The sequence below is a fragment of the Streptomyces sp. NBC_00012 genome (assembly GCF_045040875.1).
GTDB lineage: Bacteria > Actinomycetota > Actinomycetes > Streptomycetales > Streptomycetaceae > Streptomyces.
In genome coordinates, this window is record NZ_CP108309.1 from 6,428,730 (window position 1) to 6,442,776 (window position 14,047).

At 70.4% G+C, this 14,047-nt stretch carries 11 protein-coding genes; all 11 read left to right on the forward strand.

Annotated elements, in window-relative coordinates; translation table 11 throughout:
• Positions 1-2 precede the first annotated feature (2 nt).
• The 11 genes from OHA19_RS29465 to OHA19_RS29515 all read left to right on the forward strand — a co-directional run bounded on the left by OHA19_RS29465 (position 3) and on the right by OHA19_RS29515 (position 14,029).
• Positions 3-1,982, forward strand: a complete 1,980-nt coding sequence (locus OHA19_RS29465) for a penicillin-binding transpeptidase domain-containing protein (protein ID WP_405711802.1) — start codon at positions 3-5, stop codon at positions 1,980-1,982.
• A gap of 18 nt (positions 1,983-2,000) precedes the next feature.
• Positions 2,001-3,728, forward strand: a complete 1,728-nt coding sequence (locus OHA19_RS29470; protein ID WP_405711800.1) for a UDP-N-acetylmuramoyl-L-alanyl-D-glutamate--2,6-diaminopimelate ligase — start codon at positions 2,001-2,003, stop codon at positions 3,726-3,728.
• 4 nt (positions 3,729-3,732) lie between these two features.
• Positions 3,733-5,139 carry a UDP-N-acetylmuramoyl-tripeptide--D-alanyl-D-alanine ligase gene (gene murF, locus OHA19_RS29475; RefSeq protein ID WP_405711798.1) on the forward strand — a complete coding sequence of 469 codons (1,407 nt, stop codon included), beginning with the start codon at positions 3,733-3,735 and terminating at the stop codon, positions 5,137-5,139.
• Positions 5,136-6,206, forward strand: coding sequence for a phospho-N-acetylmuramoyl-pentapeptide-transferase (gene mraY, locus OHA19_RS29480; RefSeq protein ID WP_405711796.1), 1,071 nt, complete (start codon positions 5,136-5,138; stop codon positions 6,204-6,206). Before murF ends, mraY begins: the two co-directional genes overlap by 4 nt.
• A complete protein-coding gene (murD, locus tag OHA19_RS29485) occupies positions 6,188-7,621 on the forward strand; it encodes a UDP-N-acetylmuramoyl-L-alanine--D-glutamate ligase (RefSeq protein WP_405711794.1) in 1,434 nt (477 codons plus the stop codon). The genes mraY and murD overlap by 19 nt, the downstream gene beginning before the upstream one ends.
• Positions 7,622-7,664: 43 nt before the next feature.
• On the forward strand, positions 7,665-9,125 hold the full coding sequence (ftsW, locus tag OHA19_RS29490) for a putative lipid II flippase FtsW (RefSeq protein WP_405711792.1): 1,461 nt from the start codon (positions 7,665-7,667) through the stop codon (positions 9,123-9,125).
• Positions 9,126-9,131: 6 nt separating this feature from the next.
• Complete coding sequence (gene murG / locus OHA19_RS29495; RefSeq protein WP_124718176.1) at positions 9,132-10,226, forward strand: undecaprenyldiphospho-muramoylpentapeptide beta-N-acetylglucosaminyltransferase; 1,095 nt, start codon at positions 9,132-9,134, stop codon at positions 10,224-10,226.
• Between the two features lie 50 nt (positions 10,227-10,276).
• Positions 10,277-11,071 carry a cell division protein FtsQ/DivIB gene (locus OHA19_RS29500; RefSeq protein WP_405711789.1) on the forward strand — a complete coding sequence of 265 codons (795 nt, stop codon included), beginning with the start codon at positions 10,277-10,279 and terminating at the stop codon, positions 11,069-11,071.
• A gap of 277 nt (positions 11,072-11,348) precedes the next feature.
• Complete coding sequence (gene ftsZ, locus OHA19_RS29505) at positions 11,349-12,566, forward strand: cell division protein FtsZ (RefSeq protein WP_405711787.1); 1,218 nt, start codon at positions 11,349-11,351, stop codon at positions 12,564-12,566.
• On the forward strand, positions 12,563-13,303 hold the full coding sequence (pgeF, locus tag OHA19_RS29510) for a peptidoglycan editing factor PgeF (protein ID WP_405711785.1): 741 nt from the start codon (positions 12,563-12,565) through the stop codon (positions 13,301-13,303). Before ftsZ ends, pgeF begins: the two co-directional genes overlap by 4 nt.
• Positions 13,304-13,309: 6 nt before the next feature.
• Positions 13,310-14,029: a YggS family pyridoxal phosphate-dependent enzyme gene (locus OHA19_RS29515; RefSeq protein WP_405711783.1), complete on the forward strand. Its 720-nt coding sequence runs from the start codon at positions 13,310-13,312 to the stop codon at positions 14,027-14,029.
• The last annotated feature ends 18 nt before the right edge of the window (positions 14,030-14,047 follow it).

A 14,047-nucleotide genomic window follows, 5' to 3' on the forward strand; every position in this document is an offset into this window, starting at 1 on the left:
CAGTGCCGCCCAAGGAACCACCGCGCCGCCGGGTCCCCGGACCCGCGCGCCCGCGCAGCGCCGCAGGCGGCCAGGGGCGCCCCCGGCCCGCCGCCCGCCGCTCCTCCCCGGCATCACGCCCCCGCGCGCCCCGCAACCGGAGCGCGAGCCCCCTGCGGCTCGGCAGCCCGCGCCCCCGGCTCCGCCTGGTCAGCCTCGCCCTGACGCTCGTCATGCTGACGTTCGTCGTCCGGCTGCTCCAGGTCCAGGCCGTCGACGCCAGCGCGTACGCCGCCAAGGCCAAGGAGAACCGCTACCTCAGCTACACGATCTCCGCCGAGCGCGGCGAGATCACCGACCGCAGCGGGATCGCGCTGGCCACCAGCGTCGACGCGTACAACATCACCGCCGACCCCTCGATGTTCACGCCAGGGTTCAGCAAGGCCCCCGACGCGCCCCAGCAGGCGGCGGCGCTCCTCGCCCCGATCCTCGGCACCGATGCCACGGAGCTGACCCGGAAGCTGTCCGGGAAGGGCCGCTACGCCGTCCTGGCCCGCAGGCAGACCCCGCAGGTCTGGAACCAGATCAAGGACCTCAAGTCCGTCTTCGCCGAGAAGGCGGGCAAGGACCGGGCGAACGGCGGTCCGGGAGCCAATGTGCTGGCCGGGGTCTTCCAGGAGGCGACCACCAGACGGGTCTACCCCAACGGGGGTCTCGCCGCCGGGATACTGGGTTACGTCAATGCCGAGGGCAAGGGCGCGGGCGGCCTCGAATCGAAGCTGGACAGGGAGCTCGCGGGCGAGGACGGCAAGATCAGGTACGCCCAGGCAGGCGGCCGCCGGGTGCCCACCGCGGGCACCAAGGAGGTCCCGGCCGTACCCGGCGCCGACATCGAGCTGACCATCGACCGCGACATCCAGTGGGCCGCCCAGCGGGCCATCACCGACCAGGTGAAGAAGTCCAAGGCCGACCGCGGCTACGTGGTCGTCCAGAACACCAGGACCGGCGAGGTCCTCGCCATGGCCAACGCCCCCGGCTTCGACCCCAACGACCTCTCGCAGGCCGACGCGGCATCGCTGGGCAACGCGGCCCTCCAGGACGTCTACGAGCCCGGCTCCACCAGCAAGGTCATGTCCATGGCCGCCGTGCTGGAGGAGGGGGTCGCGACCCCGGGCACCCACGTCACCGTCCCCAACCGGCTACACCGCGGCGACCGGCTCTTCAAGGACGACATCGACCACGCCACCTGGTACCTGACGCTCAACGGCGTACTCGCCAAGTCCAGCAACATCGGCACCATCCTGGCCACCGGCGAGCTGGGCAGGACACAGGCCGAGGCCAACAAGGTCCTCTACTCCTACCTGCGCAAGTTCGGCATCGGCTCACCGACCGGTCTCGACTACCCGGGCGAGACCCCCGGCATCCTCGCCAAGCCCAAGGACTGGTCGACCTCGCAGCAGTACACGATCCCGTTCGGCCAGGGCCTCTCGCTCAACGCCATGCAGGCCGCCTCCATCTACTCGACGATCGCCAACGACGGGGTCCGTGTCGCGCCCACGCTGGTACGCGGCACCAAGGGCCCCGACGGCCGCTACGAGGCCGCCGCCCCGCCCGAGCGGACCAGGGTGGTCAGCGCGAAGACCGCCAGGACGCTCGCCGCCATGCTGGAGTCGGTGGTCGGCGACGAGGAGGGCACCGGCACGAAGGCCAAGATCCCGGGCTACCGGGTGGCGGGCAAGACCGGTACGGCCAACCGGGTCGACCCGGTGCGCGGCGGTTACCACGGCTACACCGCCTCCTTCGCGGGCTTCGCGCCCGCCGACAAACCGCAGATCACCGTCTACTGCGCGATCCAGAACCCGACCAAGGGCAGCTATTTCGGCGGCCAGATCTGCGGTCCGATCTACAAGCAGGTCATGGAGTTCGCACTCAAGACCCTCCAGACCCCACCGTCCGGCAGCAGGCCAGCCCGGCTGCCGGTGTCCTTCAATCCTGGCGAGTGAACTCGGGGAAACCATCCAGTGACAACCATCACGCCCGATCCCGGGAACCGGAACGGAAACCACCAGAACCCCGGCCCCTCACTTCGCGAGAGGCCCGGTGCGCCCGGTACGCTCACCGCCGTGCCCCACGCTGATCAGTTCCAAACCACCCAGAAGGCCGCCCCTGTGAACTACCCGGGAGCGCCCCGCCCGGACCGGATCGGGCCGACCCCGCTCGGCGAACTGGCAGCCCGCCTGGGCGTCGAGCCGCCGGGAACCGGCGAGGTCACCGGCATCACCCACGACTCCCGGGCGGTACGCCCCGGCGATGTGTACGCGGCCCTGCCGGGGGCCCGCTTCCACGGCGCGGACTTCGCCGCCCAGGCGGCCGGTCTCGGCGCCGCGGCGATCCTCACCGACCCGGCGGGCGCCGAGCGCGCCGCCGCCACCGGACTTCCGGTGCTGGTCACCGAGGACCCGCGCGGCCGGATGGGCGAGCTCGCCGCGGAGATCTACGGACGGCCCGGCACCGATCTCCTCCAGATCGGCATCACCGGAACGTCCGGCAAGACCACCACTGCCTACCTCGTCGAGGGCGGCTTCCGCGGCGCCGGGCGGGCCACCGGGCTCATCGGCACGGTGGAGATGCGGATCGGCGACGAGCGCATCAAGTCCGAGCGCACCACGCCCGAAGCCACCGATCTGCAGGCCCTGTTCGCCGTCATGCGCGAGCGCGGCGTCGACTCGGTGACCATGGAGGTCTCCAGCCACGCCCTGGTGCTCGGCCGGGTCGACGGCTGCGTCTTCGACGTCGCGGTCTTCAACAACCTCAGCCCGGAGCACATGGAGTTCCACTCCGGGATGGAGGACTACTTCCAGGCCAAGGCGCAGCTCTTCACCCCGGCCCGCAGCCGGCAGGGCGTCGTCAACTTCGACGACGAGTACGGCCGCAGGCTGATCACCGAGGCGTCCGTCCCGGTCGTCACCTTCTCCGCCGAGGGCCACCCGGACGCCGACTGGCGCGCCGAGGACGTCGAGCTCGGGCCGTTCGGATCCACCTTCACCGTCGTCGGCCCCAAGGACGAGCGGATCGCCGCCCGGGCCCCGCTGCCCGGCCCGTTCAACGTCGCCAACACCCTGGCCGCGATCGTCACGCTCGCCGTCGCGGGGATCGAGCCGCAGGCCGCGGCCGACGGCGTCGCGACGGTCCCGGGCGTCCCCGGCCGGCTGGAGCACGTCGACGCCGGACAGCCGTACCTCGCGGTCGTCGACTACGCGCACAAGACCGACGCCGTCGAATCCGTGCTGCGTTCCCTGCGGACGGTCACCGAGGGCAGGCTGCACATCGTCCTCGGCTGCGGCGGCGACCGCGACACGACCAAGCGCGGCCCGATGGGCGCGGCAGCCGCCCGCCTCGCCGACACCGCCGTACTGACCTCCGACAACCCCCGTTCCGAGGACCCCCTCGGAATCCTCGCCGCCATGCTCGCGGGCGCCGCAGAGGTGCCCGTCCACGAGCGGGGCGACGTCCTGGTCGACGCCGACCGGGCCGCCGCCATCGCCGCCGCGGTCGCCCGCGCCGAGCCGGGTGACACCGTGCTGATCGCCGGCAAGGGCCACGAGCAGGGCCAGGACATCCACGGCGTGGTACGCCCCTTCGACGACCGCGTGGTCCTGCGCGCGGCCATCGAACGGTCCTTGGGGCACGAGCGCACCGAGAGCGCCGGCCACCGCGCCCACACCCACGAGAACAACAGTCAGGGATGACCAAGTGATCGCCCTTTCCCTCGCCGAGATCGCCGAAATCGTCGGCGGGCAGTCGCACGACATACCCGATCCGGCAGCAATCGTCAGCGGGCCCGTCGTCATCGACTCCCGGGAGGTGGCGCAGGGCAGCCTGTTCGCCGCCTTCGCCGGAGAGCGGGTCGACGGCCACGACTACGCGCAGCGCGCCGTCGAGGCGGGCGCGGCAGCCGTGCTGGCCGCCCGCCCCGTCGGTGTTCCGGCGATCGTCGTCGACGACGTCGTGGCCGCACTCGGCGCGCTCGCCCGCGCCGTCGTGGGCCGCCTCGGCACCACCGTCGTCGCCCTCACCGGCTCAGCCGGCAAGACCTCCACCAAGGACCTCATCGCCCAGCTGCTCGAACGCAAGGGGCCCACCGTCTACCCGGCGGGCAACCTGAACAACGAGATCGGCCTGCCGCTCACCGCGCTGCGCGCCACCGAGGACACCCGGCACCTCGTCCTCGAAATGGGTGCACGCTACATTGGCGACATCCGCTACCTCACCGGACTCGTCCCGCCCCGCGTCGGCCTCGTCCTCAACGTCGGCACCGCCCACATCGGCGAGTTCGGTGGCCGCGAGCAGATCGCACAGGCCAAGGGTGAGATGGTCGAGTCGCTGCCCGAGGACGGCGTCGCCGTGCTCAACGCCGACGACCCGCTCGTACGCGCCATGTCCTCCCGCACCAAGGCCCGGGTGGTGCTCTTCGGGGAAGCCGCGGAAGCGGACGTACGGGGCGAGAAGGTCCGTCTCACCGACGACGGACGCCCCGCTTTCCGGCTCCACACACCCACCGGGTGCAGCGACGTGACCATGCGCCTGTACGGTGAGCACCACGTGTCGAACGCGCTCGCCGCGGCCGCCGTCGCCCATGAGTTGGGCCTGTCCGCAGACGAGATCGCCGAAGGGCTCTCCGAGGCGGGCACCCTCTCCCGCTGGCGCATGGAGGTCACCGAGCGTCCGGACGGCGTGACGTTCGTCAATGACGCCTACAACGCGAACCCCGAATCCATGAAAGCCGCGCTGCGCGCGCTGGCCGCCATGGGGAAGGGCCGGCGTACGTGGGCGGTGCTCGGCCAGATGGCCGAGCTCGGCGACGCCTCGCTCGCCGAGCACGACGCGGTCGGACGGCTCGCCGTCCGGCTCAACGTCAGCAAGCTCGTCGCGGTCGGGGGCAGAGAAGCCTCCTGGCTGCAACTGGGCGCATACAACGAGGGTTCGTGGGGTGAGGAGTCGGTGCACGTGTCCGACGCACAGGCCGCGGTCGACCTGTTGCGCAGTGAACTGCGCCCGGGAGACGTCGTGCTGGTGAAGGCGTCCCGGTCGGTCGGCCTGGAGCAGGTCGCCATGGCACTGCTGGAGAACGCGTCCGAGGGCGAGGTCTCCGGCCGATGAGGCAGATCCTCTTCGCGGGGGCCATCGGGCTCTTCCTGACCCTGGTCGGGACTCCGCTGCTGATCAAGCTGCTGGCCCGCAAGGGATACGGGCAGTTCATCCGGGACGACGGCCCGCGTACCCACGGGTCCAAGAAGGGCACGCCCACGATGGGCGGCATTGCCTTCATCCTGGCGACGATCATCGCGTACGTCGCGGCGAAGCTGATCACCGGCGAGGAGATGCGATTCTCCGGCGTGCTGGTGCTCTTCCTGATGGCCGGCATGGGCCTCGTCGGCTTCCTCGACGACTACATCAAGATCGTCAAGCAGCGTTCGCTGGGTCTGCGGGCCAAGGCGAAGATGGCCGGCCAGCTGATCGTGGGCATCGCCTTCGCGGTGCTCTCGCTCCAGTTCGCCGACGCCCGCGGCAACACCCCGGCCTCCGACCGGCTGTCGTTCGTCGCGGACTTCGGCTGGTCGATCGGCCCGGTGCTGTTCGTCGTCTGGGCGCTGTTCATGATCCTGGCCATGTCCAACGGCGTGAACCTGACGGACGGTCTGGACGGCCTGGCCACCGGTGCGTCGGTGATGGTCTTCGGCGCCTACACCTTCATCGGGCTGTGGCAGTTCCAGGAGTCCTGCGCCAACGCGGACACCCTGACCAACCCCAACGCCTGTTTCGAGGTACGCGATCCGCTCGACCTCGCGGTCGTCGCCTCCGCGCTGATGGGTGCCTGCTTCGGCTTCCTGTGGTGGAACACCTCGCCCGCCAAGATCTTCATGGGCGACACCGGCTCGCTGGCCCTCGGCGGCGCCCTCGCCGGTCTGGCGATCTGCTCCCGCACCGAGTTCCTGATGGCCGTCCTCGGCGGTCTCTTCGTGATGATCACCATGTCCGTGGTCATCCAGGTCGGTTCCTTCAAGATGACCGGCAAGCGAGTCTTCCGGATGGCGCCGCTACAGCACCACTTCGAACTCAAGGGGTGGTCCGAAGTCCTTGTCGTGGTCCGCTTCTGGATCATCCAGGGCATGTGCGTGATCGTCGGACTCGGACTCTTCTACGCGGGATGGGCAGCCGACAAGTGAGCAACCAGGACTGGCAGGGCAAGCACGTCACCGTCGCGGGACTCGGAGTCTCCGGGATCCCGGCGGCCAAGGTGCTGCACGGCCTGGGGGCCGTCGTCACCGTGGTCAACGACGGGGACGACGAGCGTTCCCGCACGCAGGCCGCGGAGCTGGAGGCGCAGGGCATCGCCGTGCGCCTCGGCGACGGGGCGACCCTGCCCGAGTCCACCGAGCTCATCGTCACCACCCCGGGCTGGCAGCCCGGCAAGCCGCTCTTCACCGCAGCCGCCGAGGCGGGCGTCCCAGTCTGGGGCGACGTCGAACTCGCCTGGCGGCTGCGGGGCCCCGGCGCGGCCCCCTGGCTCGCGGTCACCGGCACCAACGGCAAGACCACGACCGTGCGGATGCTCGCCTCGATCCTTCAGGCGGCGGGGCTGCGCACCGCGGCCGTCGGCAACATCGGCGTCTCTCTCCTGGACGCCGTCCTCGGCGGCGAGGAGTACGACGTACTCGCCGTCGAGCTGTCCAGCTACCAGCTTCACTGGGCGCCCTCGCTGCGCGCCCACTCCGCCGCCGTCCTCAACCTGGCCCCGGACCACCTCGACTGGCACGGCTCCATGGCGGCGTACGTCGCGGACAAGGGCCGGATCTACGAGGGCAACCGGGTCGCCTGCGTCTACAACGCGGCCGACCCGGCGACCGAGGACCTGGTCCGCGAGGCCGACGTAGAGGAGGGCTGCCGGGCCATCGGCTTCACCCTGAACACCCCGGGCCCGTCCCAACTGGGCGTCGTCGACGGCATCCTCGTCGACCGCGCCTTCGTGGCGAACCGGCAGAAGCAGGCCCAGGAGCTCGCCGAGGTCAAGGACATCGACCCGCCCGCCCCGCACAACATCGCCAACGCCCTCGCGGCCGCGGCCCTGGCCCGCGCCTTCGGCGTCGAGCCCGCGGCCGTACGCGACGGACTGCGGGCCTTCCGTCCCGACCCGCACCGCATCGAGCAGGTCGCGAACGTCGCCGGGGTCGCGTACGTCGACGACTCCAAGGCCACCAACACCCATGCCGCCGAGGCGTCCCTGGCGACCTACGACCCGATCGTCTGGATCGCCGGCGGCCTCGCCAAGGGGGCCACCTTCGACGAGCTGGTGACCGGGGCCGCCGGGCGGCTGCGGGGCGTCGTACTGATCGGCCGGGACCGGGAACTGATCCGGGAAGCCCTGACGCGACACGCCCCCGAGGTCCCGGTGGTCGACCTCGACCGGACCGACACTGGGGCGATGTCCGAGGCGGTCCGCGAGGCGGCACGGCTCGCCCGGCCGGGAGACACCGTACTGATGGCTCCGGCCTGTGCCTCGATGGACATGTTCGTCAATTACAACAAGCGGGGCGAGGCGTTCGCGGACGCGGTCCGCGCACTCGCTGCCGAGAGCGCCTGACGGGCCCGGCCTCCGCGCACGAGCAGTGGAGGGGACAGCGACAATGCCGGCCGAAGAGAGCTCCGCCGGGCCCCGTGGGGGCCGCTCACGGGCCACCGAGGCGATCAGCCGGGCACTCGCCCCACCACTGCTCGCGGGAGCGGGTACGGGCGCCACGGCGCCGTTCGGCCCCGCCCTCAGGGTCCGGTCGGCCGTCGGCTCCCGGCGCCCCTCGGCGCCCCGCTCCAAGGGGCGCTCCACCGGCGGCCCCCGTGCGCCCCGTTCCCCCCGCGCGGGCTTGCGCGGGATGTACGAGCGGGTGCGCCGCGCCTGGGACCGCCCGCTGACCGCGTACTACCTGATCCTGGGCGCCGGCCTGCTGATCACCGTGCTTGGCCTGGTGATGGTCTACTCCGCGTCCATGATCAAGGCGCTGGAGCTCGACAAACCGGGCACCTACTTCTTCCGCAAACAGTTCCTGGCCGCCGTCATCGGTGCCGGACTGATGGCGCTCGCCGCCCGGATGCCCGCCAAACTGCACCGGGCATTCGCCTACCCGCTGCTCATGGGCACCGTCTTCCTGATGGTGCTGGTCCAGGTGCCGGGGATAGGGATGTCGGTCAACGGCAACCAGAACTGGCTCTACCTGGGCGGCCCCTTCCAGCTCCAGCCCAGCGAGTTCGGCAAGCTCGCCCTGGTCCTGTGGGGCGCGGACCTGCTCGCCCGCAAACAGGACAAGCGACTGCTGACCCAGTGGAAGCACCTGCTCGTCCCGCTCGTCCCGGTCGCCTTCATGCTCCTCGGGCTGATCATGCTCGGCGGCGACATGGGAACTGCGATCATTCTCACCGCGATCCTGTTCGGACTGCTCTGGCTGGCCGGGGCACCCACCCGGCTCTTCGGCGGGGTGCTCGGCTTCGCCGCACTGATCGCCTTCGTGCTGATCAAGACCAGTCCGAACCGGATGTCCAGGCTCGCCTGCATCGGCGCCAGCGAGCCCGGACCGGGGGACTCCTGCTGGCAGGCGGTGCACGGCATCTATGCTCTGGCGTCCGGCGGATGGTTCGGTTCCGGGCTCGGTGCGAGTGTGGAAAAATGGGGCCAACTACCTGAACCGCACACCGACTTCATCTTCGCCATCACCGGGGAGGAACTGGGGTTGGCGGGGACGCTGTCGGTACTCGCCCTCTTCGCGGCTCTAGGCTATGCGGGTATCCGCGTGGCCGGACGCACGGAGGACCCCTTCGTGAGGTACGCCGCGGGAGGTGTGACCACCTGGATCACGGTGCAGGCCGTGATCAACATCGGTGCGGTGCTCGGCCTGCTGCCGATCGCCGGAGTCCCGCTCCCGCTGTTCTCCTACGGAGGATCGGCCCTGCTGCCGACCATGTTCGCCGTCGGGCTGCTGATCGCGTTCGCGCGAGAGGACCCCGCGGCGAAGGCTGCCCTGGCCATGCGGAGGCCCGGGGTGAGATGGAAGACGATGAGGCGGCGCGTCAAGAAGCGTCCGTCCGGAGAGCGGTGAATTTCGGTGCATGTCGTACTCGCCGGTGGGGGGACCGCCGGCCACATCGAGCCCGCGCTTGCCCTCGCGGACGCCCTGCGCAGGCAGGACCCGACCGTGGGAATCACTGCCCTCGGCACGGAGCGCGGACTCGAGACCAGGCTCGTACCCGAGCGGGGGTACGAACTCGCCCTGATCCCGGCCGTGCCGCTGCCGCGCAAGCCCACCCCGGAACTGATCACCGTCCCGGGACGGCTGCGCGGCACCATCAAGGCCGCCGAGCAGATCCTGGAACGCACCAAGGCGGACTGCGTCGTCGGCTTCGGCGGGTACGTCGCCCTGCCCGGCTACCTCGCCGCCAAGCGGGCCGGGGTGCCGATCGTCGTCCACGAGGCCAACGCCCGTCCCGGCCTGGCCAACAAGATCGGCTCGCGGTACGCCCACGGCGTCGCCGTCTCCACCCCCGACAGCAAGCTGCGCGGTGCCCGCTACATCGGCATCCCGCTGCGCCGCACCATCGCCACCCTGGACCGGGCCCGGGTCCGCCCCGAGGCACGTGCCGCGTTCGGCCTCGACCCCAACCTGCCGACGCTGCTGGTCTCCGGCGGTTCGCAGGGCGCCCGCCACCTCAACGAGGTCGTCCAGCGGGTCGCCCCGCTGCTGCAGCGCTCCGGAATCCAGATCCTCCATGTGGTCGGCCCGAAGAACGAATTGCCGCGCGTCGACAACATGCCCGGGATGCCGCCCTACATCCCGGTACCGTACGTGGACCGGATGGATCTCGCGTACGCCGCGGCCGACATGATGCTCTGCCGCGCCGGCGCGATGACCGTCGCCGAACTCTCCGCCGTCGGGCTCCCCGCCGCCTACGTCCCGCTGCCCATCGGCAACGGCGAACAGCGGCTCAACGCCCAGCCGGTGGTCAACGCCGGCGGCGGTCTGCTGGTGGACGACGCGGCGCTCACCCCCGAGTGGGTGCAGGGCAACGTCCTCCCGGTGCTCGCGGATCCGCACCGGCTGTACGAGATGTCCCGCGCCGCCGCCGAGTTCGGCCGCCGGGACGCCGACGACCTGCTCGTCGGCATGGTGTACGAGGCGATTGCCGCACGCCGAGGCGCGTGAGGCGGACGGGTCCGGGGGCGGCGCCCCCGGACCCGGCGTAAGGAGCGAGCGTGGCCGGACCGACGACCGCCCAGCACGGAGCAGCGCGGCAGGAGGACTCCCAGGCCCGCCCGCCGCGCCCGCGCCCCGAAGGGCGCCGACTGCCCAGCCGCACAACGCTGATCGTGATCGGCGTGCTCGTGCTGCTGCTCGCCTCCGGGGCGGTCTGGGCGCTCTACGGCTCCTCCTGGCTCCGGGCCGAACAGGTCAGGACCACCGGTGTCGACGTACTGACACCGACCGAGGTGGAGGCCGCCGCGGCGGTCCCGATCGGCGCCCCGCTGATCTCCGTCGACACCGACGCCATTGCCGATCGGTTGCGCCAGAAGTTGCCTCGTATCGACTCCGTGGATGTCGTACGGTCTTGGCCGCACGGAATCGGACTTAAGGTGACCGAACGACAACCGGTCCTTTTGGTGAAAAAGGGCGCGAAGTTCATTGAAGTGGACGCGAAAGGTGTGCGTTTCGCGACGGTGGACAAAGCGCCCGGACGCATACCTCTGCTGGAACTGAAACCTGATCAGTCCGCGAGTCTGCGTCGTTTCGGCAGTGACCGGCTGGTGCGGGAAGCGGTCCGGGTCGCGGGCGGACTTCCGGGCGGCGTCGCCAAGGACACCGAGGTCGTGCGGGTCACCTCGTACGACTCGATCTCCCTGCAACTCACCCGGGGGCGAACGGTGATCTGGGGCAGCGGCGAAGGAGGTCGGGTGAAGGCGAGAGTTCTCACCGCTCTCATGAAAGCCGCTCCCAAAGCGGGACACTTCGACGTGAGTGCACCCACCGCCCCTTCCGTGTCGGGCAGTTGACGCACATTTGGCCTGGCCAGCACCCTGGTTGGTCAGCGCTACGGGTGATCACATAGGGTGAAAAGAAAAACGGGAGGTTCGGCGTGTTCGTTGAACGTGCGCCACTTGTCGACTTAGTGTCCTGTTCGGAAGAGTCCATGAAGCAGACACACTGGTAACCCTAAACTTCAACGTTAGGGTTTGGGTCGGCGTTTCGGACCGCCCCAATCGGCATCCGTCGTCGCAGCGGGACTACCGCGAAGCGACGACACGTAACTCGAGGCGAGAGGCCTTCGACGTGGCAGCACCGCAGAACTACCTCGCAGTCATCAAGGTCATCGGTGTCGGCGGCGGTGGTGTCAATGCCATCAACCGAATGATCGAGGTCGGTCTCAAGGGCGTCGAGTTCATCGCGATCAACACTGATGCGCAAGCCCTGTTGATGAGCGACGCCGACGTCAAGCTCGACGTCGGCCGCGAACTCACCCGCGGCCTTGGCGCCGGCGCCAACCCGGCAGTCGGTCGTAAGGCGGCAGAGGACCACCGTGAGGAGATCGAGGAGGTCCTCAAGGGGGCCGACATGGTCTTCGTCACCGCCGGAGAAGGCGGCGGCACCGGCACCGGCGGCGCACCCGTCGTCGCCAACATCGCGCGCTCGCTCGGCGCCCTGACGATCGGTGTGGTCACCCGCCCGTTCACCTTCGAGGGCCGGCGACGCGCGAACCAGGCGGAGGACGGCATCGCCGAACTCCGCGAAGAGGTCGACACCCTCATCGTCATTCCCAACGACCGACTGCTGTCCATCTCGGACCGCCAGGTCAGCGTGCTCGACGCGTTCAAGTCGGCCGACCAGGTACTGCTCTCGGGTGTCCAGGGCATCACCGACCTCATCACCACCCCGGGCCTGATCAACCTCGACTTCGCCGACGTCAAGTCGGTCATGTCAGAGGCCGGATCGGCACTCATGGGCATCGGATCGGCCCGCGGTGACGACCGCGCGGTGGCCGCCGCGGAGATGGCGATCTCCTCGCCGCTCCTGGAGGCGTCCATCGACGGCGCCCGCGGTGTCCTGCTCTCCATCTCCGGCGGCAGCGACCTCGGTCTCTTCGAGATCAACGAGGCCGCCCAGCTGGTGAGCGAGGCGGCGCACCCCGAGGCGAACATCATCTTCGGTGCGGTCATCGACGACGCGCTGGGCGACGAGGTACGCGTCACCGTGATCGCCGCGGGCTTCGACGGCGGACAGCCGCCGGCCCGTCGCGAGAACGTCCTGGGTGCCAACTCCGCCAAGCGCGACGAGCCCGCCGCGCCGGTCCGGACCCCGGAACCGGTGCGTCAGAGCGGTGGCCTGGGCTCCGTGCCCATCCGTGAGGAGCCGCCGGTCCAGGCGGAGTCCGTACCGGTGGCGAGCGAGACCCACCTGCCGCCGGTCACCCCGCCGCACGTCCCGCCGGCCCGTCCCGCCTACCAGGACTCGCAGGCCGAAGAGCTGGACGTTCCGGACTTCTTGAAGTGATAGCTCAGCACCACGCACGTTCCGCGGCGGGCGGCGCCCACTTCTCCTTCACCGACAGGTGGGGCGGAGTGAGCGCCGCTCCGTACGCGGAGCTCAACCTCGGCGGCGCGGTCGGAGACGACCCCGCCGCCGTTCTGGCCAATCGCGAGCGCGCTGCCCGGGCCCTCGGTCTGGACCCGGTGCGGGTCGTCTGGATGAACCAGGTGCACGGGCGGGACGTCGCGGTCGTCGACGGGCCTTGGGGGGACGTTTCGGAGATCCCCGCGGTGGACGCGGTGGTGACCGTGCGGCGCGGGCTCCCGCTCGCCGTGCTCACCGCCGACTGCACCCCCGTGCTGCTGGCCGACCCGGTCGCCGGGATCGCGGCAGCGGCGCACGCGGGCCGTCCCGGCCTGGTCGCCGGGGTCGTCCCCGCCGCGGTCGAGGCCATGACCGCGCTCGGCGCCGACACCTCCCGGATCGTCGCCCGCACCGGGCCGGCGGTCTGCGGACGGTGCTACGAAGTCCCGGCCGACATGCGAGCCGAGGTCGCGAAGAGCGTCCCGGCCGCCTGGTCCGAGACCAGCTGGGGCACTCCGGCCGTGGACGTCACCGCCGGGGTCCATGCCCAGCTCGAAGCACTCGGCATCGAGGACCGGCAGGCCTCACCGGTCTGCACCCTCGAATCGGGTGATCACTTCTCGTACCGCCGCGACCGCACCACCGGGCGGCTCGCCGGATATGTCTGGTTGGACTGATAGGGCATGACGGATCGTAAGGCTCAACTCGCCGAAAACCTGGCGCGGGTGGAGGAACGCATTGTTTCCGCCTGTGTCGCCGCCGGTCGCGAGCGGGAAGAAGTGACCCTCATCGTGGTCACCAAGACCTATCCCGCGAGTGATGTGCGGATTCTGCACGAACTGGGTGTACGTCATGTCGCGGAAAATCGTGACCAGGACGCCGCGCCCAAAGCAGCCGCATGCGCGGATCTGTCGCTCACATGGCACTTTGTCGGTCAATTGCAGACGAATAAAGTTCGTTCTGTGGCTAGTTATGCCGATATCGTGCAGTCGGTGGACCGGGTCAGACTGGTCACGGCCCTCTCCGCGGCGGCCGAGCGCGAAGGACGCGAACTCGGCTGTCTCATCCAGGTGGCGCTCGACGCCGAGAGCGGCGAACGGGGCGACCGGGGCGGCATCGCACCGGACGGGATCGAGGAGTTGGCCGCCGCGGTCGAGTCCGCGCCGGGGCTGCGGCTCGGCGGACTGATGACCGTCGCACCGCTCGCCGGGCCGTACGCGGGACGCCAACGGGACGCCTTCGACCGGCTGATGGAATTCTCATCCGGCCTGCGCGGGAACCATCCGGCTGCGAACATGGTCTCCGCAGGGATGAGCGCGGACCTCGAGGACGCGGTTGCGGCCGGGGCGACACATGTGCGCGTCGGTACGGCGGTACTCGGAGTCCGACCCGGGCTCGGGTAACGTCGCCAAGCAGGTCGG

What these genes read in the sequence shown, in the direction of transcription:
- mraY (WP_405711796.1), top strand. Translation starts at nt 5,136, where the DNA reads ATGAGGCAGATCCTCTTCGCGGGGGCCATCGGGCTCTTCCTGACCCTG.
- murD (WP_405711794.1), top strand. Translation starts at nt 6,188, where the DNA reads ATGGGCAGCCGACAAGTGAGCAACCAGGACTGGCAGGGCAAGCACGTC.
- ftsW (WP_405711792.1), top strand. Translation starts at nt 7,665, where the DNA reads ATGCCGGCCGAAGAGAGCTCCGCCGGGCCCCGTGGGGGCCGCTCACGG.
- OHA19_RS29515 (WP_405711783.1), top strand. Translation starts at nt 13,310, where the DNA reads ATGACGGATCGTAAGGCTCAACTCGCCGAAAACCTGGCGCGGGTGGAG.